Below are 15545 nucleotides of genomic sequence, written 5' to 3'. Positions count from 1 at the left end.
GCGATCGTGACCACTGCCCCGCCCCGACCTCGCACCGAGGCACCCACGGAAACCCCGCCGGCGGCGCGGTCCGGCTGGATCCGCCGGCTCGCCGCGGCCTGCTGGCGCCATCGCGCGCTGGTGGTGCTGTCGCTGGGCGCGGCCGTGCTGGGCGTCGGGTTGCAGGCGGTCGGCCCGCTGGTGGTGCGGTCCGCGGTGGACGACGCGGTGGCCGGGGAGACAGCGCGGCTCGGTCTGCTGGCGGGATTCCTGATCGGGTTGCAGGCGCTCAGTTTCGGCACCGCCTTCCTGCGCCGGTACGTCGGCGGGCGGCTCGCCCTCGACGTGCAGCACGACCTGCGCCAGGCGGTGTTCGGCGCGGTGTCCCGGCTGGACGGTGGCAAGCAGGACTCGTTGCGCACCGGGCAGATCGCCTCGCGCGCGATCACCGACCTGCAGCTGGTGGTCAGCATCCTGATGCAGGTCCCGCTGTCCGCCGGTTCGGTGATCTTCGCCCTGCTGGCGCTCGGCGCGATGTTGTGGATGTCACCGCTGCTCACGGTGATCGCGCTGGTGGTGGCACCGGCGGTGGCGATCGTGGTGGCGGTGAGCCGGAAGCGGCTGTTCCCGGCGACCTGGTCCGCGCAGCAGCGCGCGGCCGATCTCGCGCAGCACGTCGAGGAGACGGTCACCGGGGTCCGGGTGGTCAAGGGCTTCGGCCAGGAAGCGCGTGAGGTCGCCCGGCTCGAACGCACCGCGCGCAAGCTTTTCGGGGAGCGGTTGCGCGCGGCCCGGTTGTCCTCCTTCCCGGCCGCCACCACGGCCGCGCTGCCCGCCGCCGGTCAGGTCGCGGTGCTCGGCGTCGGCGGTGTGCTGGCGCTCGACGGGCAGGTCAGCCTGGGCACCTTTCTCGCTTTCGCCACCTACGTCTCGGCGCTGGTCGGGCCCGCGCGGATGCTGTCCAGCCTGATCGTGCAGGCGCAGCTGACCCGCGCCGGCGCGGAACGGGTGTACGAGCTGATCGACGCGCAGCCCGAGGTGACCGAGAAGCCGGACGCGCGGCCGCTGCCGTCCGGTCCGCTGGAAATCCGGTTCGACGACGTCCGCTTCGGTTACACACGCGCGGAACCGGTGCTCGACGGGCTGTCACTGCACGCCCGGCCGGGCGAGACGCTGGCGCTGGTGGGCACCGCGGGGTCCGGCAAGTCGACCATCTCCTTGCTGCTGCCGCGGTTCTACGACGTGCACACCGGATCTGTCCACATCGGACAGGAGGACGTCCGCGACCTCCGGCTCGCCGAGCTGCGGCAGGCCATCGGCGTGGTCTTCGAGGAGGCGTTCCTGTTCTCCTCGTCGGTGCGCGACAACATCGCCTACGGCAAGCCGGACGCGAGCGACGAGGAGGTCGTCGCGGCGGCGAAGGCGGCCGAGGCGCACGAGTTCATCCAGCAGCTGCCGGACGGTTACGACACCCTCGTCGGCGAGCGCGGGCTGACGCTGTCCGGCGGGCAGCGTCAGCGGCTGGGCCTGGCCCGCGCACTGATCACCGATCCACGCGTGCTGCTGCTGGACGACGCCACCTCCGCGGTGGACACGGTCACCGAGGCGGCGATCCACGAAACCCTGCGCTCGGTCACCGCCGGACGCACCACGCTGCTGGTCGCGCACCGGCGGTCGACGCTGGCGCTGGCCGACCGGATCGCCGTGCTGGACGCGGGACGGGTGGTCGACGTCGGCACGGCCGAGGAGCTGGAGGAACGCTGCCAGCTGTTCCGTGAGCTGGTCGCCGGTCCCGGTGAGGACGTCGAAGCGGTGCACCACTGCTCGCCGCTGCGGCGAGACGAGCGCGGCATCACCCCGGAACTCTGGCCGCGGGACGAGCCCGAGGACGAGGTCGCCCGCCTGGCCGAGGCCGCCGGGCAGCGCACGAACACGCCGAGCCCGCGCGCGCTGAGCGGACCGCGCGGCAGCGGTTCGCTCGACCTGCCGCCGACGGAGGAACTGATCGAGGGCGTGCGGAAGCTGCCGCCGGTCCGCGACGAACCGTCGCTGGGCGGGATGGACGTGACCGCGCCGGATCCGCGGTTCCGGCTGGCCGGAATGCTGCGGCCGGTGCGGTGGCTGCTGGCCGGGGTGGTCGCGCTGGTGGCGGCGGACGCGGGCGCGAGCATCGCGCTGCCCGCGCTGTACCAGCAGGGGGTCGACCGCGGGGTGGTCGGCGGTTCGGTGACCGCGATCTGGGTGGTCGCCGGGATCGGCGCGCTGGTGATCGCGCTGAACTGGCTGGTGATCGCCGCGCAGACCAGGCTCACCGCGCGCAGCGGGGAGACGGTGCTCTACGCGTTGCGGGTGCGCAGCTACGCGCACCTGCAACGGCTCGGGCTGGACTACTACGAGCGCGAACTGTCCGGGAAGATCATGACCCGGATGACCACCGACGTGGACGCGTTGTCCACGTTCCTGCAGACCGGACTGGCCACCGCGGTGGTCAGCGCGCTGACCCTGGTCGGCATTTCGGTGGCGCTGCTGGTGATCGACGTTTCGCTGGCGCTGTACGCGCTCGCCGTGCTGCCGGTGCTGCTGGTGGCCACGGTGGTCTTCCGACGGCTCGCGTCGGCGGCGTACACCGAGGCGCGTGAGCGGGTCAGCGTGGTCAACGCGGACATGCAGGAGAACGTCACCGGTGTCCGGGTGGCGCAGGCCTACACCCGCGAGGAGCGCTCGGCGGAGTCGTTCGCCTCCAAGAGCGACGCCTACCGCCGCTCGCGGTTGCGGGCGCAGCGGTACATCGCGACGTATTTTCCTTTGGTGACCATGCTTTCCGGGGTGGCGGAGGCGGTGGTGCTGGTCGCGGGCGCGAGCCGGGTGGCCGAAGGCACGCTGTCGGCCGGGGTGCTGCTGGCCTTCCTGCTCTACCTCGGGCAGTTCTTCTCGCCGATCCAGCAACTGTCTTCGGTGTTCGACGGGTACCAGCAGGCGAAGGTGGGTCTCAAGCGTATCGGCGACCTGCTGCGCACGCCGACTTCGGTGCCGGCGGCGCCGAACCCACGGCCGGTGCCCGCGCGCCTGCGTGGCGAAGTCACCTTCGAGTCGGTTGATTTCGCTTATACGGGCACGGACAACCAGGCCCTTTCGGATGTCTCGCTGGACGTGCGCCCCGGCGAGACGATCGCGCTGGTGGGTTCCACCGGCGCGGGCAAGTCGACCGCGGTCAAGCTGGTCGCGCGGTTCTACGACGTGACCGATGGTGTGGTGCGCATCGACGGGGTCGATGTGCGGGAGTACGACCTGCCCGCCCTGCGGGGCCGAATGGGCGTGGTACCGCAGGAAGCCCACCTTTTCTCGGGCACGGTCGCGGACAACGTACGGTACGGCCGCCCGTCGGCCACCGATGCCGAAGTGGAAGCCGCGGTGCGCGCGGTCGGCGCTTTGGAAGGCGTTGCCGCCCTACCGCAGGGCTTCCGGCAGCCGGTCGGGGAACGGGGCCGCTCACTTTCCGCTGGACAACGGCAACTGGTAGCGCTGGCACGCGCGGAACTCGTGGACCCGGACATCCTGCTACTGGACGAGGCCACCGCCGCCCTGGACCCTTCGACGGAAGCGGCCGTCCTGTCCGCCACCGAACAAGTAGCCCGACGACGCACCACCTTCGTCGTCGCGCACCGCCTCGCCACCGCCGCCCGCGCGGACCACATCGCCGTCCTTGCGCACGGACGCATCGTCGAACAGGGCACGCATGCGCAACTCCTCACCACTTCGGGCCCTTACTCGCGCCTATGGGAGCTGAGCAACTAACCCGCCCGCCCACCCACACCCGACGCCACCCACACCCGGCGCCACCCTCGCCCCGGCGCCACCCTCGGCCCGACGCCACCCTCGCCCCCCCGGCGCCACCCTCGCCCCTGGCGCCACCCTCGCCCCCCGGCGCCACTCTCGCCCCCCCCGGCGCCACTCTCGCCCCCCGGCGCCGTCCTCGCCCGACGCCGCCCTCGCATCCCCTCCAACCCCACCCACCAACCCGAGCCACCAACGCCTGAGGCCCACCCAGTTACACCCGAGCCCACCAACGCCCGAGGCTCACCCGCCAACACCCGAACCACCAATGCCCGCGCCACCCATCGATACCTGGGTCCCACTCACCGACACCTGAGCCTCCATCAACGCCCGAGCCTCCATCAACGCCCGAGGCCCACTCCCCAGCACAAGCCACCACCAACCTCCGGGGCTCACCCGCCAACACCCGCGGCCACCACTCTCGGGCCGGCGAGCTGTGGGCATCCACTGCTCCGGTCCGGGACTGTGGCTCGCGTGCCGGAGTAGGTGGCTCTGGGCTGCTGGAGTGCAGGGCTCACCTTTCGGAGCACTGCTCTCGTTTTGGATCAGCGTCCCCGTTTTGGAGCGCTGACCTCGGCTGCCGAATAAGTTAGGGCTCGCACCACCACCGAGGGTGGACTCGGCTGCGGAGCCCGCAACCGTTCACGTGCGTGCGGAACCCGGGCCTACGCGCGTGAGCCACCGCGCCGCCAGCGGAAAAGGGCATGCCCCAGCGTCACCACCGCTGTCACCATGTCGGACATGAGAGACATTCCGTACCGTCAGATACGCGCCGTCCACGACGAAAGCTCGGTTCGCGTGTACCAGGCGTACTCCCCCGCCATCGCCGAGCCCGCGCTCCGGGCGGGCACCTTCGTCCACCCGTTCAAGCGCGAGCGCATGACCTGGATCAAACCGTCCTTTCTCTGGATGGCCTACCGCTGCGGCTGGGCGAGCAAACCCGGCCAGGAACGGGTCCTCGCGCTCGACCTCACCCAGGAGGGCTTCGCCTGGGCGCTCGGCCACTCCGCGCTCAGCCACTACGACCCCGAGTTCCACGCCGACCGCGAAAGCTGGGCCGCCGAGGTCAGGACCACGCCGGTCCGCATCCAGTGGGACCCCGAACGCGGCCTCCACCACCAGCCGCTGCCCCACCGGTCCATCCAAATCGGACTCCGCGGCGAAGCGGTGGCGCGTTACGTGGACGACTGGATCACCGCGGTCACCGACGTCACCGCGACCATGAAGGAAATCGGCGCTCTCGTCGCCGACCAGCAGTTGGAGCGGGCGAAGGCACTGCTGCCGGACGAGCGCCCCTACACCGGCATCTTGCCGGACAGTTTCTCGGCTTCGGCCAAGTAGAGGCGCTGCTCCTCGGTTTCCGGCGAGATCCGGCCACCACCACGCGTCAGCATCACGATCGACGGCCGCAGCACGCCGTCCACCATCATCCGGCGCAGTTCATGTCCCGACCGGAAATATTCGCGGAAAACGTGTTGGGTGAACGTATCGAATTGAACAATGTCCACCCGGTGAAAATCCGCCGCCGGCGCGGTGAAACCAGTCGGTACGCCGACCAGGCCCGCCAGCCCTTCGGCCAGCGCCAGGTAGGTCTCACCGACGCGCAGCGCCGGGTTCCAGACCGTTTCCCCACCGACTTCGAAAACGCAGCTCACCGAAACTCCACCACCCAAACCTGGCGAAAAGAAGGCTCATCCTAGAGCGGTTTCGTCCACTTCGAGGTCGAACACGGCGAGCATTTCCGCGATATGCCCGATCAGCAGCACCGCCATCGGCGAACCGGCGGCCGGGCACTCCGCCAATCGCAGGCGCAACTCCGCCAGCGCTTCCCGATCACGGGGACCACCGGCCAGCAGCACGTCCAGCCGCCCGTCCTCGAACATCCGCAGGTATTCGATCAGGCGCAGATCGTCGGCGTCGGCGAGCCGCCAGCCCACCAGCCGCCCCTCGGCGACCAGCAACTCACGGTCACGCGCGAGGCGGATCCGGACCACCTCCGCGAACCGGGAGCGCCGCACAGCCGAACCACCTCCACCCCGCATACTCCCGCCACGGGGCCGGTGACCGCAATGAGCGAGGTCAGGCTTCGGTCAGCGGAACGGCCGCACGCAGGGCGTCGTCGTCGATGTTGCCTTCGAGCCAGCCCACCACCATGTGCAGTTGCCGGACCGGCAGCCCGAGCGACTCGCGCAACGCCATCGACGCACGCATCCGCTCGGCACCGAACTCCGGGTACTCGGCCCGGACCCCCTGGAGCACTTCGACGATGTCGGCACTGTCCGCCCGCAGGCGGACCAGCGCACTCTTCCATTCCGGCGGGTACATGACCACCTCAACAGCTCAGGGACGATTGAACCGCGCACTGACGGGTTTGTAGTTGCCCGGCTCGCCCGTCGCGTTCACCTCGCCGACATTAGTGAAGCCGTGCCGAGCCGCCTGTCTCCCGGTCCACGTCTGCGCGGCCGCCTCCTCCGGGCTCATCCCGCCTTCGCCGGTCCGCCGGTTGAACGCGGCGAGGTTGTCGCCGTAGACCCAGTTGCCTTCGATGGCGTTGACCCGGTCCCCGAAGTGCTGCATCGCGGCGTCGAACAATTGCCTCCCGGAGAACGGCGCACCGTCCTGGCGGTCGATCATCAGTGTGAGCACGCCGTCGTCGTCCAGGTCGGCGATGATCCCGCTGCCGCTCTCGTCATGGGTGAGGGAGTAACTGTTGTCGCTCCGATTGACCGAGACGCCCTCGAGCCCCTCGATCTCACAGGCGCTCAGCCCGGCCGGATCGAACTGGGTCAGCGCGTTGGCGACATAGGAATGCGGGTTGAGCCCGCCGCGGAGACCGAGCGGGTCCTGCGAGTAGTACCGCGAGAACTCCGGGTCGTAGTACCGGAAGTAGTTGTAGTGCAGGCCGGTTTCGGCGTCGTGGTACTGACCGGGGAAGCGCAACGGCGTGCTCGCCGTGGAGGCCAGCTCCCCCAGCGCCGCACCCCACACCGTGTGGTGCGCGCGCCAGACGAGATCGCCCTCCGGCGTGACCAGCTCGCTCGGACTGCCGACCAGATCCGTGACGATCGAGTAGAACTCGTCGTCCACCCACTCCTGCGCCGCGGTCAGCACGCGCTCCACCTGGGAGACCGGGGTGAAGGTGCCGGGGCGGTAGTTCCAGCTCGCGGCCCGGACGCCGTTCGACACCTGCTCCACGATCCGGGTGCCGTCCCAGGCGAACTCGACCACTTCGGCGACGGATCCGTCCGTCGCCCAGCGCCGCTTGGCGATCCGCCTGCCGAGCGCGTCGTAGCTGTAGCTCCAGCGGGTGCCGTCCGGGGTGAGCACGGCCGTCAGCCGGTCGTCGGCGTCCCACTCGTAGTGCCACGTGTCGGGCTTCCGCGATAGCCGCTTCCGCTGGCGGAGCACCACCCGTCCCTGTGCGTCGTAGCGGAAGCGGGTACCACCGGCCTCGGTCAGCAGGGTGCCGGTGTGCACCCTGGCGCCCGGCTCGTCCCCGCTGCCTTCGACGATGTTGCCAACGCCGTCGTACCGGTAGGACTCGGTCCACCCCGGCCCGGAGACACCGGTGACCCGGCCGGCCGGGTCCAGGTCGAACCACCGGTCTCCGGTCAGCTGGTCGCCGATCGCGGCGACCTGGCCGTCGAGGCGGTAGTGGTACCGCCGCTGCTGGAGCAGCCGCGCTCGGCTCGCGGGCGCGGCCCCGTCCGCCGAAACGGTGCTCAGGCTCTGACCGGTGAGCCGGTGCCGGGAATCCCATTCCTGGGCCAGGATGGTGCCCGTGTCGAGCAATCGCTCGATCTCCCGACCGGCCGGATCGTGGCCGAACGTCATCCGGTGCCCGCCGCTGACCAGGCTCGTCGGCTGGTGGTTCGCGTCGTAGTCCCACCGGCTCACCGCGCCGGTCGGTGTCATCCGTACCCGGCGCCTGCCCAGCGCGTCGTACTCCGAGCGCACCGCCCGGCCGTTGATCGATTCGAGCAGGACCCGCCCGGCGGCGTCCCGCTCGAACCGGACATCGGATTCGGGGTTCACCGCACGCACGAGCCTGCCCGCCGCGTCGAAGGCGAACGTGGAGACCCAGCCGTCGCGACGGCTCTCGACCACTCTGCCGAGCGCGTCCCGCCGGAAAGTGGTCACCTCACCGGCGCCGTTGCGCCGTTCGACCAACTGCCCGGCCTCGTCGTGCCGATAGGTCAGCACCCGGCCGTTGAAGTCGGTCTCCCGGACCAGGTTGCCCGCCTCGTCGTAGTCGTACCGCCAGGTCCCGCCGTCGGCGGCGCGCACCGCGACCAGGCGCAGGTCCGCGTCGTACTCGAAGTCCACCCTGCTGCCGTCCGGCCCGACCCGGCTCGCAGGCAGGTCGAAATGGGTGTTCTCCCATCTGGTGACCTGACCGAGGGCGTCGACGTGCTCGGACCGGTTGCCCTCCGCGTCGTACCGCCACAGTTCACGGGCGCCGTCGGGCCGCACCCGGCTGGCCAGCCTGCCTTCGACCGTCCAGCGGAACGTGTGCACCCCGCCCGCCGGATCGCTCAACTCGACGATGCGGCCGAACTGGTCGCGTGTGTACCTGGTCCGTCCGCCCGCCGCGTCGACCACCTCCACCGGCAGGCCGGCCGCGTCCGTGCGGATGGTCCGCTGGTTGCCGAGCGCGTCGCGGACGGCGACCAGGTGACCGCGGTCGTTGTAGGTGAACCTGGTGGTCGCGCCCAGCACGTCCGTCGCTCCGACCAAGTTCCCGGCGTGGTCGTACCGGGCCCGGCGCGCCGCGCCGTCCGGCCCGACGATGGTGACCGGCCTGCCGTGCTCGTTGTACTCGGCGATCGACCGGCTGCCGTCCGGATAGGTGAGCGCGACCAGGTTGCCCTGCTCGTCGTAGTCGAACCGAGTGGTCCGGCCGAGTGGGTCGGTGCGCGCGACCAGCCGGTCGTGGCTGTCCCATTCCCTGGTCGAGGTGCGCCCGAGCGGGTCGACCCGCGCGATCACCCGGCGTGCTTCGTTCAACCGGTAGGTCGTGGTGTGCCCGAGCGCGTCGGTGAACCGGGTGACCCGATTCTCGGTGTCGTAGCTGAAGGTCCCGTTCAGGAAGCCACCAGAGCCCTGGTTGGCCACACAACGGCCGTGCTGGTCGTAGAAGTAGCGGTACCACTCGCCGTTGCGGTCGGTCCACTTCGTGATCCGGCCCGCGTGGTCGTACTCGAACCGCAGCGCCGTCGTGGACGAGTTGACTACCTCGACCAGCCGCTCGGCGTCGTCGTAGGCGAACCGGGCGAGCGGCACTTCGGTCTCGTCCGGTCCGCTGAGTGCGAAGCCGGTCACCAGACCGCGCTCGGTGGCGGAGACCGCGATCCGGTAACCCCCGGAATGCCGGATGCCGGTAAGCCGTCCGGCCGCGTCCCGCTCGATGTCGACGCGATTGCCGTTGTCGTCCACGATGGACGCGAGCCGGGACCGGCCGCCGCCACCCGCCGCGAAGTGCAGTTCCGTCCGCTCTTCGGGGCGCCGCACGACCCAGCCCCGGTCGGAACGCGACAGCGGCCAGCGAGGCCCGGCGACCGGCAGCGCGCCGCGATCCACCGGCGGGTCCGGGTACACCAGGATCATGCCGTCGTCGGTGACGTAGACGACGCCCTGTTCGTCAACCTCGACGCGCTGGTCGACGGTGGAGGCCCAGGACCGGCCGAAGAGCTCACCCGACCGGAAGGACGAGACGTGCGTCCGCCGGAGCACCAGGCTCAGCACCCCGGGGAGTTCCACGTCGGTCTGTCCCAGCACCATTTCGCCGGTCGCGACGTCGATCGGATCGTTCTCGCACTCTCGCGCCTTCTCCGGCGTCTTGGTGGTGTTCGGATCGTCGGGCCGACTCGAACCGTCCGGTTTGGACGAATCAGGACTGCTCGGCGAACCGCTGTCCGGCTTGGCCGGACCGCCGTCCGGCGTGGTGTCCGTGTTGGACGGGGTGGTATCCGGACTGTCCGGGGAGTTCGGCGTGGTGTCCGGGGTCTTGGTGGTGCTCGGCTTCGCTCCGGACGGGGTGGTGCCGCTGCCCGGTTTACCGCCCTTGCGCAGCATCTTCGACAGCTTCTCGATGATCTCGCCCAGCTTGTCGATGATCTTCCGGATCTTCGGCGAGACGTTCCCGATCGTCTTGACCAGCTTCCGGATGAACTCGCTGATCTTGCTGATCGTCTTGGTGATCGCCGTGGTGGCCTGCACCGCGATCGCCGGAGTGGCAAAACCCAGGGTGGCGGCGGCCTCCAAAGCCCAGGTGATGAGCTTGCCGACCAACTCCGCGACCAGGTCGCGCACCAGCTCACGCACCGCGGCGACGACCGTCCCCATGATCATCACACCGGCCGAAATGCCATCCGCCAGCGACGCCGCACCCGCCAGCGCATCCGCCTGCTCAGCCGCCGCGCCCCGATACGCCTCGGCGCCCTCGCCCTGCCAGCCCGCCGTGCCGTTGGTGACCTCGTTCCCGAGATCCCCGGCGATCGCGTTGACCTCGGCCGCCACGTTCGCCCAGGTCTCGGAGAACGACTGGATCACCGGCGGGTCTCCGGCAAGCCAGTCCAGGGCCTCCTTCAGCGGCTGAACATGCTCGATCAGCCAGGACACGCCATACGACGCCAGCGTGCCGATCGGGTCGACCACCAGCGACAGCACCTCGAGGCCGACACCCACCGCACCCAGACCGGCCTCGACCCACGAACCATCCGACACACCATTGGCCAGATCGACCGCCGACTCGGCGATCCCGATCCCGGTCACCCCGGTCGTCTGCGACTGCGCCTGCGCGACCAGCGGATTGCTCATTCGTCCCCCTCGGTGCGTATGAGCCCGGCGATCAGCCTGCTTCGGCGCTCTTCAGCGCCTTTCCGGTGGCGCCCTCCCGCTCGGTGTAGGCAGCCGCCGAGTCGCGCACCTTGGTGGCGGTCTCGCTCAGCGACTCCACCGCCGTCTTCAGCGCGTTGACGCCCATCTCCTCGAACGGCTGCAGCAGCATCGCGAACGGCTGGCAGATCACCCCGTACGCGCTGTCGTCCATGGTCACCGTGTTCGCCGCGTCCACCGCGGTCTGCATCCGCTCGGAAAAGCCGTCCACCTTGCCGGCGTGCACGGTCAGTTCGTCGTTGAGTACCTCATAGCCCTGTGGCATCGCTCACCCCTCGCTAGTCGCGGCGCAGGAAGGACTGGTCACTGAAGTCTTCGCCGTCCTCGTCGTCCGGGCCGGACTTCCGCCGCGGCGTCGGCTTCGGGGCCGGCTTCGGCGCGGGCGGAGCCTTGGCCGCGGGCGGCGCCTCCTCCTCGGCCTCGTAGAGCTGCCGCTGCGGCGGCTGCCCGGCGGGCGGCGGCTCCTCCTCCTCGGGCGGTGCCGGGAAGTTGTCCACCGCGGTGGACACCAGGTGCCGCGTGGTCGCGTCGTCACCCACCGTCTCGGCGGTGATCTCGGCCAGCCGCTCCGGGTACTTCGACTGCGCCTTCCGCATCGCTTGGAGCACGTTGGCGGCGATCTCGTCCGGGCTCATCTTCAGCACGGCCTGGGTCATCTTGACGTCGGTTGGCAAGCCGTTGTGCCCTACGGTCACGCTCACCGCACCGGAGGCGACCGACTCGGTGATCGAGATCCGCTCCACCTCGGCCTGCATCGCCTGGTACTTCTGCGACGTCTCCGCCGCGTTGCGCTCCCAGTCGTTCACCATGCGCTCGACGTCGGCCAAGTCAGCCACCGGACACCCCTCACCTAGTCCCTACTGAGCACAGACGGCCGCGCACGGCCCGTGGTTCCCCATCATTCCGCGCGGGTCCGGCAACGCCGCGCAACCACCCTCCCGTATCGATTCAGTGACAAATGCCAAACTCCGGCGGGCTTGCTATGGCCACTTCGGTCACACGCACCAGAGCGAGGGGGTTAGCCTGGTAGGCGCGTAACCGGACCCAAGATCGAGTATGGATAGAGGCGAGCCCAAGCCGTGTCCAGCAGCAGCCCTGCGTCACAGTTCGGCCCCAACGAGTGGCTGGTCGAAGAGATGTACGACCAGTTCCTGGCCGACCCTTCATCGGTAGATGCCGCTTGGCATGACTTCTTCGCCGACTTCAAGCCCACCCAGGACGCGCAAGCGAAGGCCGACAACGCCCGCGCGAGCGCCAGGTCGGAAGCCGCGACCAGCCCGAACGGCCAGGGTCACCAGCCGTCGGCCAAGTCGCAGCAGAACGCCGACTCGGCGGCCCGCCAGTCCTCGGCGACGGTGAGCGAGCCCGCGAAGGCACCGGCCAAGCCGGCCCCCGCGAAGGCCGCCCCGGCGAAGAAGGCCGAACCGGCCCCCGCCGCGAAGACCGAACCGAAGACTGAGACCAAGAACACCCAGGCCGAGAGCAAGCCGCTGCGTGGCGCGGCCGCCGCGATCGCCAAGAACATGGACGCCTCGCTGTCGGTGCCGACCGCGACCAGCGTGCGCGCGGTGCCCGCCAAGCTGATGGCGGACAACCGCATCGTGATCAACAACCACCTGAAGCGGACCAGGGGCGGGAAGATCTCCTTCACCCACCTCATCGGCTACGCGATGGTGCGCGCGCTGCGCGACTTCCCGAACATGAACCGGCACTACCAGCTGATCGACGGCAAGCCGTTCGCGGTGACCCCGGAGCACGTGAACTTCGGGCTGGCGATCGACATGAAGGGCAAGGAAGGCGCCCGCACGCTGGTGGTGGCCTCCATCAAGGCCACCGAGAACATGAGCTTCCTGCAGTTCTGGCAGGCCTACGAGGAGATCGTCAAGAAGGCCCGCAACAACAAGCTCACCGCCGACGACTTCGCCGGCACCACCATCTCGCTGACCAACCCCGGCGGCATCGGCACCAACCACTCGGTGCCGCGGCTGCAGGCGGGCCAGGGCTGCATCATCGGCGTCGGCGCCATGCAGTACCCGGCCTCGTTCGAGGGCACCAGCGAGAAGACACTGGTCGACCTGGCCGTCAGCAAGATCATGACGCTGACCTCCACCTACGACCACCGCATCATCCAGGGCGCGGAGTCCGGCGAGTTCCTCAAGCGCATCCACGAGCTGCTGCTCGGCTCGGACGGCTTCTACGACGACGTCTTCACCAGCCTGCGCCTGCCCTACGAGCCGATCCGCTGGGTCGCCGACATTCCCGAGGGCGCGGTCGACAAGACCGCCCGCGTGATCGAGCTGATCGACGCCTACCGCATGCGCGGCCACCTGATGGCCGACACCGACCCGCTGAACTACCGCCAGCGGCGCCACGAGGACCTCGACGTGCTCACCCACGGGCTCACCCTGTGGGACCTGGACCGCGAGTTCCCGGTGGGCGGGTTCGCCGGCCAGGAGCGGATGAAGTTCCGCGACATCCTCGGTGTGCTGCGCAACTCGTACTGCCGCACGGTCGGCATCGAGTACACGCACATCATCGACCCCGACGAGCGCCGGTGGATCCAGGACCGCGTGGAGATCCCGCACGAGAAGCCGGATCCCGCCGTGCAGAAGTACGTGCTGTCCAAGCTGAACGCGGCCGAGGCCTTCGAGACCTTCCTGCAGACCAAGTACGTCGGTCAGAAGCGGTTCTCCCTCGAAGGCGGCGAGACCACCATCCCGCTGCTGGACACCGTGCTGGACAAGGCCGCCGAGTACGAGCTGGACGAGGTCGTCATCGGCATGCCGCACCGCGGCAGGCTGAACGTGCTGGCCAACATCGTCGGCAAGCCGATCTCGCAGATCTTCCAGGAGTTCGAGGGCAATCTCGACCCCGGCCAGGCACACGGCTCCGGTGACGTGAAGTACCACCTCGGTGCCGAGGGCAAGTACTTCCGCATGTTCGGCGACGGGGAGACCAAGGTCTCGCTGACCGCGAACCCGTCGCACCTGGAGACGGTCGACCCGGTGCTCGAGGGCATCGTCCGCGCCAAGCAGGACATCCTCGACAAGGGCGGCGAGGGCTTCACCGTGCTGCCGGTGCTGCTGCACGGCGACGCGGCGTTCGCCGGTCAGGGCGTGGTCGCCGAGACGCTGAACCTGGCGCTGCTGCGCGGTTACCGCACCGGCGGCACAGTGCACCTGATCATCAACAACCAGGTCGGCTTCACCACCGCGCCGGAGAACTCGCGGTCCTCGCAGTACGCCACCGACGTGGCGAAGATGATCGGCGCGCCGGTCTTCCACGTCAACGGCGACGACCCGGAGGCCGCGCACTGGGTGGCCAAGCTGGCCGTGGACTACCGCCAGGCGTTCAACAAGGACGTGGTGATCGACCTCATCTGCTACCGCCGCCGCGGGCACAACGAGGGCGACGACCCGTCGATGACGCAGCCGGCGATGTACGACATCATCGACACCAAGCGCAGCGTGCGGAAGACCTACACCGAATCGCTGATCGGCCGCGGGGACATCTCCGTGGAAGAGGCCGAGGCCGCGCTGCGGGACTTCTCCAGCCAGCTGGAGCACGTCTTCAACGAGGTCCGCGAGCTGGAGAAGCACCCGGTCAAGGCGAGCCCCTCGGTCGAGGAGGAGCAGCAGGTGCCCGCGAAGGTGCCGACGGCCATCTCCAAGGACGTTCTCGAGCACATCGGCGACGCGTTCGTCAACGTGCCGGAGGGCTTCACCCCGCACCCGCGCGTCAAGCCGGTGATGGAGCGCCGCCACAAGATGTCCCGCGAAGGCGGCATCGACTGGGCCTTCGGCGAGCTGCTGGCGTTCGGCTCGCTGGCGCTGGAGGGCAAGCTGGTGCGGCTGTCCGGTCAGGACTCCCGCCGCGGCACCTTCACCCAGCGGCACTCGGTGTTCATCGACCGCAAGACCGGCGAGGAGTACTCCCCGCTGCAGCACCTGGCCGAGAACCAGGGCCGCGTGATGATCTACGACTCGGCGCTGTCCGAGTACGCGGCGGTCGGCTTCGAGTACGGCTACTCGGTGGCCAACTCCGACGCGCTGGTGATGTGGGAAGCCCAGTTCGGCGACTTCGTCAACGGCGCGCAGACCGTCATCGACGAGTACATCTCCTCCGGTGAGGCCAAGTGGGGCCAGCTCTCCGACGTGGTGCTGCTGCTGCCGCACGGCCACGAGGGCCAGGGCCCGGACCACACCTCCGGCCGCATCGAGCGGTTCCTGCAGCTGTGCGCCGAGGGTTCGATGACCGTGTCGGTGCCCTCGACCCCGGCGAACTACTTCCACCTGCTGCGCCGCCACGCCCTCGACGGCGTGAACCGGCCGCTGGTGGTCTTCACCCCCAAGCGCCTGCTGCGCGACAAGGCGGTGAAGTCGTCCATCGAGGAGTTCACCGAGCAGTCGAAGTTCATGTCCGTGATCGACGACGGCGACATCGACCCCGGCAAGGTCCGGAAGGTGCTGCTGACCTCGGGCAAGATGTACTGGGAGCTGCTCGCCGAGCGCGAGAAGCAGGGCATCACCGACGTCGCGCTGGTCCGGGTCGAGCAGTACTACCCGCTGCCGAAGAAGAAGCTGCTGGCCGCGGTGGAGCGGTACACGGCGGCTTCGTCGATCATGTGGGTCCAGGAGGAGCCGGAGAACCAGGGTGCCTGGCCGTTCTTCGGGCTGAACCTGCCGCGGAAGTTCCCGGAGACCTTCGGGGGCCTCGAAGTGGCGGCACGCCGTCCGATGGCGGCGCCGTCGGCGGGTTCGTCCAAGGTGCACGAGGTGGAGCAGAAGGCGATCATCGCCAAGGCCTTCAGCTGAGCCGACAGGCGGATGCCACGA

The 15545-nt window shown here is 69.5% G+C and carries 9 protein-coding genes; 3 read left to right on the top strand and 6 right to left on the bottom strand.

All coding sequences use genetic code 11. The features are described from left to right. The first annotated feature begins 6 nt into the window (after window positions 1-6). Together YIM_RS05725 and YIM_RS05720 are read left to right on the top strand one after the other, a co-directional pair. Window positions 7-3774 carry an ABC transporter ATP-binding protein gene (locus YIM_RS05725; RefSeq protein WP_153029333.1) on the top strand — a complete coding sequence of 1256 codons (3768 nt, stop codon included), beginning with the start codon at window positions 7-9 and terminating at the stop codon, window positions 3772-3774. A gap of 780 nt (window positions 3775-4554) precedes the next feature. Next, window positions 4555-5154 carry a DUF4291 domain-containing protein gene (locus tag YIM_RS05720; RefSeq protein ID WP_228004574.1) on the top strand — a complete coding sequence of 200 codons (600 nt, stop codon included), beginning with the start codon at window positions 4555-4557 and terminating at the stop codon, window positions 5152-5154. Here the strand turns inward: YIM_RS05720 and YIM_RS05715 are convergent. From YIM_RS05715 to YIM_RS05690, 6 genes are all read right to left on the bottom strand, one after another. After that, entirely contained in the window at window positions 5109-5468 is a 360-nt protein-coding gene (locus YIM_RS05715; protein WP_153029331.1) for a DUF6086 family protein, read from the bottom strand. The two genes, YIM_RS05720 and YIM_RS05715, sit on opposite strands and share 46 nt — an antisense overlap. 36 nt (window positions 5469-5504) lie before the next feature. Continuing rightward, entirely contained in the window at window positions 5505-5831 is a 327-nt protein-coding gene (locus tag YIM_RS05710) for a hypothetical protein (protein ID WP_153029330.1), read from the bottom strand. Window positions 5832-5892: 61 nt separating this feature from the next. Then, complete coding sequence (locus YIM_RS05705) at window positions 5893-6138, bottom strand: hypothetical protein (RefSeq protein WP_153029329.1); 246 nt, start codon at window positions 6136-6138, stop codon at window positions 5893-5895. A 15-nt stretch (window positions 6139-6153) separates the two neighbouring features. After that, window positions 6154-10632 carry a DUF6531 domain-containing protein gene (locus YIM_RS05700; protein WP_153029328.1) on the bottom strand — a complete coding sequence of 1493 codons (4479 nt, stop codon included), beginning with the start codon at window positions 10630-10632 and terminating at the stop codon, window positions 6154-6156. 31 nt (window positions 10633-10663) lie between these two features. Beyond that, window positions 10664-10975, bottom strand: coding sequence for a type VII secretion target (locus YIM_RS05695; RefSeq protein WP_153029327.1), 312 nt, complete (start codon window positions 10973-10975; stop codon window positions 10664-10666). Between the two features lie 13 nt (window positions 10976-10988). Next, entirely contained in the window at window positions 10989-11546 is a 558-nt protein-coding gene (locus tag YIM_RS05690; RefSeq protein ID WP_153029326.1) for a YbaB/EbfC family nucleoid-associated protein, read from the bottom strand. Window positions 11547-11789: 243 nt separating this feature from the next. On the opposite strand from YIM_RS05690, the gene YIM_RS05685 reads away from it, so the two are divergent. Continuing rightward, window positions 11790-15524, top strand: coding sequence for a multifunctional oxoglutarate decarboxylase/oxoglutarate dehydrogenase thiamine pyrophosphate-binding subunit/dihydrolipoyllysine-residue succinyltransferase subunit (locus YIM_RS05685; protein ID WP_153029325.1), 3735 nt, complete (start codon window positions 11790-11792; stop codon window positions 15522-15524). The last annotated feature ends 21 nt before the right edge of the window (window positions 15525-15545 follow it).

The organism is Amycolatopsis sp. YIM 10, assembly GCF_009429145.1.
GTDB lineage: Bacteria > Actinomycetota > Actinomycetes > Mycobacteriales > Pseudonocardiaceae > Amycolatopsis.
This window is presented reverse-complemented; position numbering and strand designations above follow the sequence as displayed.